Annotated in this window: 6 protein-coding genes; all 6 read right to left on the reverse strand. The window is 74.7% G+C overall.

From position 1 onward, the window contains the following. A partial coding sequence (locus tag VLK61_RS28710; RefSeq protein WP_325426525.1) for a PP2C family protein-serine/threonine phosphatase occupies positions 1 to 815 on the reverse strand: 815 nt, incomplete at its 3' end. A 20-nt stretch (positions 816 to 835) separates the two neighbouring features. Next, complete coding sequence (locus tag VLK61_RS28715; protein ID WP_325426527.1) at positions 836 to 2365, reverse strand: FHA domain-containing protein; 1530 nt, start codon at positions 2363 to 2365, stop codon at positions 836 to 838. Positions 2366 to 2380: 15 nt separating this feature from the next. Continuing rightward, the gene (locus VLK61_RS28720; protein ID WP_325426529.1) at positions 2381 to 2728 is read right to left on the reverse strand and encodes a hypothetical protein; all 348 of its coding nucleotides are present in this window, start codon (positions 2726 to 2728) and stop codon (positions 2381 to 2383) included. Then, positions 2725 to 5460, reverse strand: coding sequence for a hypothetical protein (locus VLK61_RS28725; RefSeq protein WP_325426531.1), 2736 nt, complete (start codon positions 5458 to 5460; stop codon positions 2725 to 2727). Before VLK61_RS28725 ends, VLK61_RS28720 begins: the two co-directional genes overlap by 4 nt. After that, positions 5453 to 7930 carry an FtsW/RodA/SpoVE family cell cycle protein gene (locus VLK61_RS28730; RefSeq protein WP_325426533.1) on the reverse strand — a complete coding sequence of 826 codons (2478 nt, stop codon included), beginning with the start codon at positions 7928 to 7930 and terminating at the stop codon, positions 5453 to 5455. The genes VLK61_RS28725 and VLK61_RS28730 overlap by 8 nt, the downstream gene beginning before the upstream one ends. Further along, positions 7927 to 8769 carry a hypothetical protein gene (locus VLK61_RS28735; protein ID WP_325426535.1) on the reverse strand — a complete coding sequence of 281 codons (843 nt, stop codon included), beginning with the start codon at positions 8767 to 8769 and terminating at the stop codon, positions 7927 to 7929. The genes VLK61_RS28730 and VLK61_RS28735 overlap by 4 nt, the downstream gene beginning before the upstream one ends. Positions 8770 to 8904 lie beyond the last annotated feature (135 nt).

An 8904-nucleotide genomic window follows, 5' to 3' on the forward strand; every position in this document is an offset into this window, starting at 1 on the left:
CGCAGCAGCATCACCGTGGCGTCGTCGGTGCTGCCGTTGCGGCGGGCCAGCGCCAGCAGCGCCTCGCAGCGCTGCGCCAGCGGCCCCGGTGCGCCGAGCTCCTGGCCGAACGCCGGCTCATCGACATGCTTGTGCACGCCGTCGCTGCACAGCGCCAGCAGTTCGCCGGCGGCCAGCGTGCAGGTCACGACGTTGGCGCCGCTCGTGGCGCCGTTGCCGACCATGCGCGCCGGATCGTCCGGCGTGCTGCCTTCGGGCGGCCACTCGCCCCAGGCGCGGAAGCTGTCGTCGCGCGTCAGCGCTTCGGCGCGGCCTTCGCGCCCGGCCAGCGCCGGCGCGATGCGGTAGACGCGGCAATCACCGACCCAGGCGATCCACCAGTTCGTCGCCAGTCGGTTGGCCGGCGCGCACAAGGCCACGGTGGCGGCGCCGGGCGCTGCGCCACGGCGCGCCAGGTGGCGCGCGATGGCGCGGTCGGCGTCCAGCACCGCGCGGCTGATGCGGCCGGCATCGAGCATGTGCCCGTCCAGCGCGCGGTGCAGCCGGGCGACCAGCAGCCGGCTCGCGGTGCGTGCCAGCGCGCCGCCGCCCACACCATCGGCGACGACGAACAGCCGGCCGGCCAGCGCGGGCGGGCTGTGGGCGTCCTCGTTAAGGCGATGGCGCAGCCCGCAGGCGGTGGCCACCGCGTAGTCGATGCGCGCCCACGCACTGGTGCATTGGCCGCTGGCTGCCGGTGCGGCGCCGGCCGGCGCGCTGTCGGCATGGCTTGGTGGCATCGGTTCGAGCGGCGTGATCGGTGTGCTGCCGGACATGGTGGCTTTCCGCTGCGGTGTCAGGCCGGCGCCGCGGGCCGCAGCAGCAGCGTGCAGGCGTCGGGCTCGTCGGCAGCCGCGCCCAGCAGCAGCGTCTGCCCGACGGGCCAGCGCAGCCGCGTGCCGGCGGCGTGGTGCCGGCCTTCGAGCAGCACGCCGTTGTCGCCATGCACCTGCACGTCGGCGCCCTCGGCGTCGATGTCGAGGATGTCGAGGTGATGGCCCGACACCGCATCGAAGCGGCGGTGGATGACCAGCGCCTGCCGGCGCGAACGGCCGATGCCCAGCGGCAGTTGCTGCAGCGTCAGGGCCAGCACCTGCGGCGTGCCGGACTGGCTGGTGCTGATCACCAGCGGCGTGGGCGGCGTGCCGCGCACTGCCGTCAGCGGCGTGCGCGGCGAGGGCGCTGGCGTTGGCGATGCAACCGGTGCCATGGGTGCCATAGGGGCCATGGGTGCAATAGGCGTCACACGTGCCGCTGCCTGCGTGGCGCGACCGGGTGCGGCGCGCAGCGCGAGCCACGGGCAGTCGGCGGCCGGGCCGTCGCTGCGCGCCGACAGCACCAGCCGCGCACCCTCGATCAGCCGCAGCGGCGCCGACGCGTCGTCATCGCCGCCGGCGGGCTCGATGCGCAGGCCGTTGGTCGAGCCGGCATCGCCGACCCGCCAGCTGCCGCGTTCCAGCCACAACTCGGCATGGCGCCGGCTGGTGTAGGTGCCGCGCACGACGATGTCGCAGCCTTCGTCCTTGCCGACGATGTAGCGCCGGCCCGGCACCACCGAGGGCAGCACGACGCTGCGCCGCCCGTCGGCGTCCTCCAGCTCGAACTCGATGCGCTGCCCGGCCAGCGGTGTCACCGGCACCGGGCCTGTTGCGGCCCGCGGCGCGGCCGCTGCGGCCATGGGGCTCGCGGCGTCGAGCTCGCTCCAGCGTCCGACCAGCCGCACCTCGTAGGCCGGGCCGTCGCCTGGCGGGGGCGGTCCGTCCAGCTGGGCCAGCAGGTCGCTGTAGTCGTCGCTGTCTTCCTCGGTGGCCTGTTCGGCCGCGGCGTCGGCGTCGACCAGTCCGGCGAACTGCGACAGGTCGATCGCCGCCGCATTGGGCAGGCCGGCGATGACCTCGCGCACCAGATAACGCTTGACCTGCTCGGGCTTGAATTCCTGCATGAAGTGACCCAGCCGATCCTGCGAAGCGCTGCTGCCGCAGTGCACGGCAATCGAGGTCAGCACGAAACGGTCGCGGTCGGCGATGGCCAGGTGCAGCTGCAGCTGGCTGACGATGAAGTGCTCCAGCTCGTCGCGGATCGTGCTGATCAGCGTGCCGTAGGCGCCCAGGTGCTCGGCCGCGGCCAGCGAGGGTTCGGCGCGGCGGCTGGCCGATGAGCGCTTGTCCGGCTGGATGTTCAAGCGGCTGTCATAGCCGGGGTCGTCGGCCGGGCCGTAGGACGGCTCGAAGCCGGTGTCGCGCGGCGGCAGGTCGGCACGCGACAGCAAAGCCTTCACGCGGCGCGGCCTCGGCACCCGGTCGATAACCCATTTCTTGAGCGACATCACGACTCCTCTGAATCACTTGCGGTAGGCCAGCACCAGCGTCGCCAGCGGCCCCGGCGTGCGCAGGCGGCGCAGCTGCGGCGCGGCAGGCAGGCCATAAGCCGCCAGCCGGGCCAGAAAATCGCGCCAGGCCGGCTGCAGGGCATCGCCGGCGGCCACGCGCGTGCGCAGCGCCGGCAGCGACAAATCGATCTGCAGCGCAATGCGCGACACATCGCCGATGCCGACGATGGCGCGGCGCAGCGTGTCTTCCAGCTCGGCCAGGCAGGTCTCGAACGGGCCGTCGAAGGTCCAGACGTGCGGCGCCGGCAGCGCAGCGGGGCGGTGCCGTGTCGGTTGTGTCCGGGCTGCTGATGTCTTCATGGGCTGCTGCCGTTGATGCTGGCGCCGGGCGATGCGCTGAGCGCACCGACCTGCCGGCCGGCGATCTGCAAGGCGATCTCGGCCGCCGGGTTCGGGCCGCGGTCGCCGGCGCCATGCACGATGCCGCTCTTGCGCAGCCAGTTGCGTTCGGCGAGCACCGCGATCACCTTGGTCCACGGGCCGTGGCCGCTGCCATCGGCGCGGTAGGCCGCGACGTACCACTTGTAGGGCCGCAATGCACCGCAGGCCGCGGCGCGCTCGGGCGGCGGTGTGCCGCGGCACAGCGTGGCCAGTTCGGCCAGCGGGATGCCGTCGCTCGGGAAGCTCGGCGTGCCGGTCTTGCCGGCCAGCCAATCGATGCCGCGGCAGCGGCGCGCGTCGAACACCTGCTCGCAGGCGCTGCGTGCGGTGCCTTCGCGGTGGCTGTACGACAGGCCGCTGAGGATCACCTCCGCCGCGTCCTGCGACAGCGCCAGCGGCTGCGGCGCCGCCAGGCCCCAGCGCGCCACGGCCGGCTGCAGCGTGCTGCCGCCGACGCCCTGCAGCCCTTCCACCAGGTAGGGGCGGCGCACGGCGGCCTGGCCATTGGCCGCGGCGGCCAGCGTGGCCACCATGCCGGCGACACCGAGCGCGCTGGCGCGCGCGTGGCCCTGGCCCCAGCCTTCGGCGACGACATCGACCACCGCGCCGCCGCGGCACTTTTCCCAATCGTCGTCGCTGCCGCGTGTGCCATCGGCGCCGGCGGCACAGCGGCGCAGGATGCCGGTGTCCAGCGCGCTGGGTGGGCGCAGGTGCATCGCCGCGCCGAGCCGGCTGGCTACCGGCTCGCTCATCAGCCGCCCGTAGGCCACGCGGGTGGCCAGCGGCTGCACCTGGCCGGCTTCGGCGGTGGCGTTGACCGCGCGGCCGAACAGCAGGTCGTGGCGGCCGCAGTCGGCACCGGCGGCCGCCGCAAGGCCGGCCGCACCGGCGGGCGTGCTGCAGGCGGCGTTCCAGCCCAGTGTCTGCGCCATCGCCTGCACATCCCAGGGTCGGCGACAGGGTTGCGCGCCGTTGTCGATGCACAGCATGCGGTCGAGGAAGCGGGCCGAATCGGAGCGCATCAGCTGGCCGCGCAGGCTGTCGCGCGCCGGCGCGCCGGCACGGTTCATCGCCGCGCGCTCGGTGGCCAGCCAGCGCTTGCCGTTGTCGGCGTCGCTGAGAAAGGCCGCGGCCATGATGGGCTTGATCGTCGAGGCCGGCATCGCGTCGTGGTAGACGGCGGGGTTCAGCAGCGCATCGGGGCGATAGCGCACGGCATACGGCAGCCGCGCATCGCACTGCGCGTCACGCCCGGGGCCGTCGACCTCCTGACGCGCGCAGCGCGACAGCGCGCCAGCCAGCGCTTCGATGCGGCCGCTGGCGACGTCGATCACCGCCACCGCGGCCAGCCGCACCATCGCGCCTTCCAGCAGCGCGTGGCCCAGCGGCTTTCCGGCATCTTCGGCCCGGTGCACGCCGAGCGCGCGGCAGACATCGTGGCGACCGGTGTAGCAGGCGGCGATCTGCTGCGCCCGGGCCTGCAGCGCGGGGTCGATGGTCAGCCGCAGCGAGAAACCGACATCGATGTCGGAGCCCTCGAAGACCAGCCGATTCGGGCCGTGGCGATAACTCGACGGTGCAGCGTCCGCCGGGCCGGCCTCGCTGGCCTCGGTGTACAGGCGGTACAAGGGCCGCGACGGCTGGCGCAGCGCTTCCAGCGGCTCGAGCATCGTGAACAGCGACGGCGGCACGCGCCAGCGGGCGTCGTCGACGGCGATGTCCGGGCCGGGTTCGCCGGGCAGTGCGCTCGGCGCGCTGGCGGCGCTGGCAAGCGCCGCGCTGTCGACAGCGGCCGCAGCGTTGATGACAGCCGTGGTGTCGACAGCGGTTGCGGTGTCGACGGCCGCGGCGGGGGAGGCCGTTCCCGCCATCGCCGGCAGCGCGCACAACCGGGCCTGCGCGGTGGTGGCCCGGGCGATGAAATGAGCGGGGCCGGCGCCGGCGTCTGCCGAACCGAGGTAGATGCAGCCGGCGATGCCGTTCCACGGATTGCGCCGCATCACATGGCGGGCGTCGACCGCCATCTGCTGCTGCGGCGCCCAGCGCGCCAGCGTCGACGCGGTAACGGTGCCGCGCCAGGCCAGCGCCTCGAGCAGCCGCCCGTCGGCGCGTGACAGCGCCGCGAGGGCCGCGGCGAGATCGGCGCAGCCGAGGCGGAAGCGCTGGCCCGGGTACAGCGGCGTTTCGATCGCCGCGGCCAGGCCGGCCTGCGCGGCGCTGAACCAGCGCGCGGCATCCAGGCCCACGGCCTGCACCACGCGCGCATTGCTGCGGCTGCTGAAGCGCGACAAGGCCGCGTCGAAGGCGGCCAGCTGCGCGGCGATGTCGGTGTCGCGCCACTCGCGCGCGCAGGCCGGCAGCGCCGCGGCGACATCGGCCGCGGTGGGCGTGGCGGGCGTGGTGGACAGGCCGGGCCCAGCCGGTGGCAGCGCCGTGCGCGGCACCACGGCCGATTCGAAGGTCTTCAGCGCCGCGACATGGCGCACGCTGGCATACCGATCGGCCGGCTGCCGGCCGCCCAGGGCCGCGCGCGCATCATCGGCCGGGCGTACCACCGCCACCAGCAGCAGCACGGCCAGCATCACCGGCAGCACGGCGGCGCTGGCGGTGATCGCGAAGTCCAGCAGCGAGCGCGGCGCGGCTTCAGCCATGGCGTCGCTCCGGCGGCACATCGACGTTCAGGCACAGCGCCAGGAAGGCCAGGTTCACCGCCAGCGAGGTCATGCCGAAGCTGACGAAGGGAAAAGTCACGCCGGTCAGCGGCAGCACCGCCAGGTTGCCGGCCACGGTGACGGCCAGCTGGCAGGTCGTCAGCACCACCCAGCCGACAGCGATCCAGCTCAGCAGCGCCTGGCCGTCGTGGGCCAGCCGGCCGGCGGCAGTGGCCAGCAGACGCGGTTCGCCGCGTGTGACGCGGCCGTGGTGGCGGATCAGCCGGTGCAGCCACAGCGCGCTGCCCAGCGCCGCGGCCCAGGCGGCCGCGGCACCGTACACGCCGACGATGGCGGTGAAGGTGTAGTCGCTGTGCACCTGGGCCGGCACGCCGCTGCACTGCGCGGCCGGCGCATGGCCGCACCACGGCACCGCGCCGAGGCCGAAGCCCTGCGGCGGCGCGGCGCGCTGGAACCACGAGACCAGCGCCAGCTGGTCGTTGGTCGAGGCCAGCGGCGCCGCCAGGCTCTCCAGCCGCGCCGCGGTGACCGCATCGACGGCGCCCAGCTGGAACAGCGCCGCGGTGACGGCGACGATCCAGGCGACGAACAGGCCCAGCGCCAGCGCGAAGGCGGCAAGCGCCGAGGCGCCGCGCTGGTGCCAGCCCATCGCCACCGCCGCGGCGACAAAAGCGCCGGCGCCGTAGCCGGCGATCAGCAGCGGCCCCATGTCGTGCGTGACGATCATCGCGCCAACCAGCAGGCCGACGATGAACAGCAGCGGCCAGGCATAACGAATAATTGGCGCGGCCACGGCGCCGGGCGCGGCCAGCCGCATCGTCATCGGCCCGGCGCGCAGGAAGAAGAACCAGGCGGCGCCGACGATCAGCCAGATGCGGCCGAGTTCGGAGGTCAGCTGCCGCATGTTCGTCAGCAGCGCGCCGACGCCGGCCAGTGCCGCCAGCGCCAGCAGCCCCAGCAGCGCGAACGACAGGCCCGCGCCCAGCCGCGCCTGCGCGCGGCGCGCCTGCTCGCCGACGATCCACAGCCCGCGCGCCAGGCCGCGTGCCAGTGGCTGGCGCACGAACAGCAGCAGCGAGAACACCAGCAAGCCCAGCCACAGATGCCCCTGGTGGTACAGCGCCAGGTAGCGGTTCACCGGATGGCCCTGGGCCGACAGCTCCAGCAGCAGCACCCAGCCCAGCCCGGTGGCCAGCGCGAGCCCGCCATAACCAAGCCGTGAACTCATGGCCTGCGTGGGGCTGGCGCGTGTGCTGCCGGCCGCGCCGCCGCGGCGCCAGCCGGCCAGCGCCAGCAGGCCCAGCCCGGCGGCGATCAACACCAGCACGAAGCCGGCGGGCCGGCCGAACGCGCCGAGCTCCAGGCGCGCCGGTTCGAAGGCGCGCGCCCCGGCCAGCGGCCACGGCACGCGCGCCAGCCACGCGGCCACCGCCCAGGCCAGCAGCGACACACCGACGCCCGCGGCCGGCGACGGTGAACGCCGGCTCCACAGCAGCAGCCCGTAGCCCAGCGCCATCGCGCCGGCCCACTGCCAGCCGGCGCTGCGCAACAGCGCCTGCATCGCTTCGTTCTTCTGCGCGCGCGACAGCGACTGGCGGGCATCGGCCATCAGCGTGGCCGTGGCGGCGAGGGCGGCGTCACCGGCCGCCGGGCAGGCGCCGGACGCCAGGGGCCCGGCGGGCAGGCGTGCCGGCAAGCGCGCGGGCGAGGCCAGTGCGGCGCCCAGCGTGCGCCCGTCGAGCGCGGCCGCGAACAGCAACAGCGCGTTGCCGCGCGCCGCGCCGTCGTTCTGCGCACTGTCCGGCAACGCTTGGCCGGCGACCAGCCAGGACCAGGCGCAGTGCAGCGGCAGCGGCCCGGCCAACTCGCCGCGCTCCAGCGCGAAGCGTTCGAGGTAGGGCTGCAGTTCGGCCTCGATCGCGGCGATCGCATCGGCCACGGCCCGCAACTCGCCGATGCCTTCCTGCTGCTGCTGGCGCAGGCGGTTCAGGCGCGCCTGGGCGTCGGCCACCGGTGCGGCGAAGGCGCGCAGCGTGCGCTCGACGGCCTGCTGCAGCGCCGGCGGCGGCGCCACGGCCAGCGTGGCCGGCGTGGCGTGGCGCGATACGGCCGCGCCGCACAGCCGCTCCTGCAGCACGGCATCGGCTGCCGCGCCGACGGCCGCGCAGACGGCCGGCAGCGCCGGCGGCGGCAGACCGGCGACCTCGATGCCCTGCGTCGCGAAGCGCTGCGCGCGGCCGGTGCCGAAGCCGGCGATGCGTTCGAACGCCGGCCACAGCGCGGCGATCACCGCCACCAGCAGCAGCGCCTCCAGCACCGATGGCAGCACAGAGGCCAGCGCCGGCCCCCGCCACCCGGCGCGCGCCGGGGTCGGCAGGCCTGGCTGCGCCGGCGTCGGCCGGGCCTGCTGCGCCGGCGGCTGCAGCATCACTCCGGTCACAGGTGTCATGGTGCCGACCGGATCGCCTCACCGGAGCGCGTGCTGCCGAGCACCAGCATGTCGCCGACCCGGAACGGCGGCTGCGTGTCGTAGCGCCGATCCACGTGTTCGCCGCTGGGCAGGCGCAGTTGCACTTCCCACGCGGTGCCGGACGGCGCCGGACGGCCGCTGAACGCACGGCCGACGTTGCCGAACCAACGGGCGACCTGGGCTTCGCCCTGTTCGCCGAACAGGTGCGTGATCAGGGCCCGGCCGGGCGTGTTCGGCAGCGTGTCGCGGGGGCCGTCCACCGCACGAATGGATTCGACGATGGCGCAGCGTTCGCACATCGCGGGAGCCGGTGGCGGCAGGGGCGCATGCATCGGCGGTTGGAGCGGCGCGCGTGCTGGCGCTTCGACCGGTGCCGGCAGAGGCGTCGGCAAGGGCGCCGGAAGCGGCGCAGGCCGTGGCGCCGGGAAGGGCGCCTGCTCCTGTGCCGCGACCCGCTCGGCGCCCAGCACCAGCGGCTCTTGCAGCGCGGAGCGCGCGACTTGGCCGTGGAGCTGCAGCGTGGCGACGACCTGCGCATCGGCGCTGATACGGTCCTCCGGCTCGATCACCAAGCTGCCGTCATACACGCCCGGCTGCAGTTCCTGCAACACGACGTCCCGCGGCACGCCGGCGATGCGCAATACCACGCTGCCGCCCGGGGTGCCGAAGACGCTGAAGTTCAGGCGCGCGCCGGCCTCGAGCGCGGGCACACGTTCGACGTCCACGCCGTCGATGCGCGGCGCAGCCGGCCGCGCCACGGCGACGGCGCCCAGTGCAACACACAATGCCGACGCCAGGCCCCAGCGCAAGAACCCCATACACCCTCCCGACCGGCGACGAGAACACCCGGAGCAAGGGCGCCGACAGGATCTCCTGCCGACAGGGCAGCGAAAAGGGCGGCGCCGGACTCCCTAGCGCGCGGCGTGCCGATGCGGAGGACAGGCAGACGCCGC

Origin of the sequence: Aquabacterium sp., assembly GCF_035476535.1 — a bacterium.
Classification (GTDB): domain Bacteria; phylum Pseudomonadota; class Gammaproteobacteria; order Burkholderiales; family Burkholderiaceae_C; genus Pseudaquabacterium.

What these genes read in the sequence shown, in the direction of transcription:
- VLK61_RS28715 (WP_325426527.1), bottom strand. Translation starts at nt 2,365, where the DNA reads ATGTCGCTCAAGAAATGGGTTATCGACCGGGTGCCGAGGCCGCGCCGC.
- VLK61_RS28720 (WP_325426529.1), bottom strand. Translation starts at nt 2,728, where the DNA reads ATGAAGACATCAGCAGCCCGGACACAACCGACACGGCACCGCCCCGCT.
- VLK61_RS28725 (WP_325426531.1), bottom strand. Translation starts at nt 5,460, where the DNA reads ATGGCTGAAGCCGCGCCGCGCTCGCTGCTGGACTTCGCGATCACCGCC.
- VLK61_RS28730 (WP_325426533.1), bottom strand. Translation starts at nt 7,930, where the DNA reads ATGACACCTGTGACCGGAGTGATGCTGCAGCCGCCGGCGCAGCAGGCC.
- VLK61_RS28735 (WP_325426535.1), bottom strand. Translation starts at nt 8,769, where the DNA reads ATGGGGTTCTTGCGCTGGGGCCTGGCGTCGGCATTGTGTGTTGCACTG.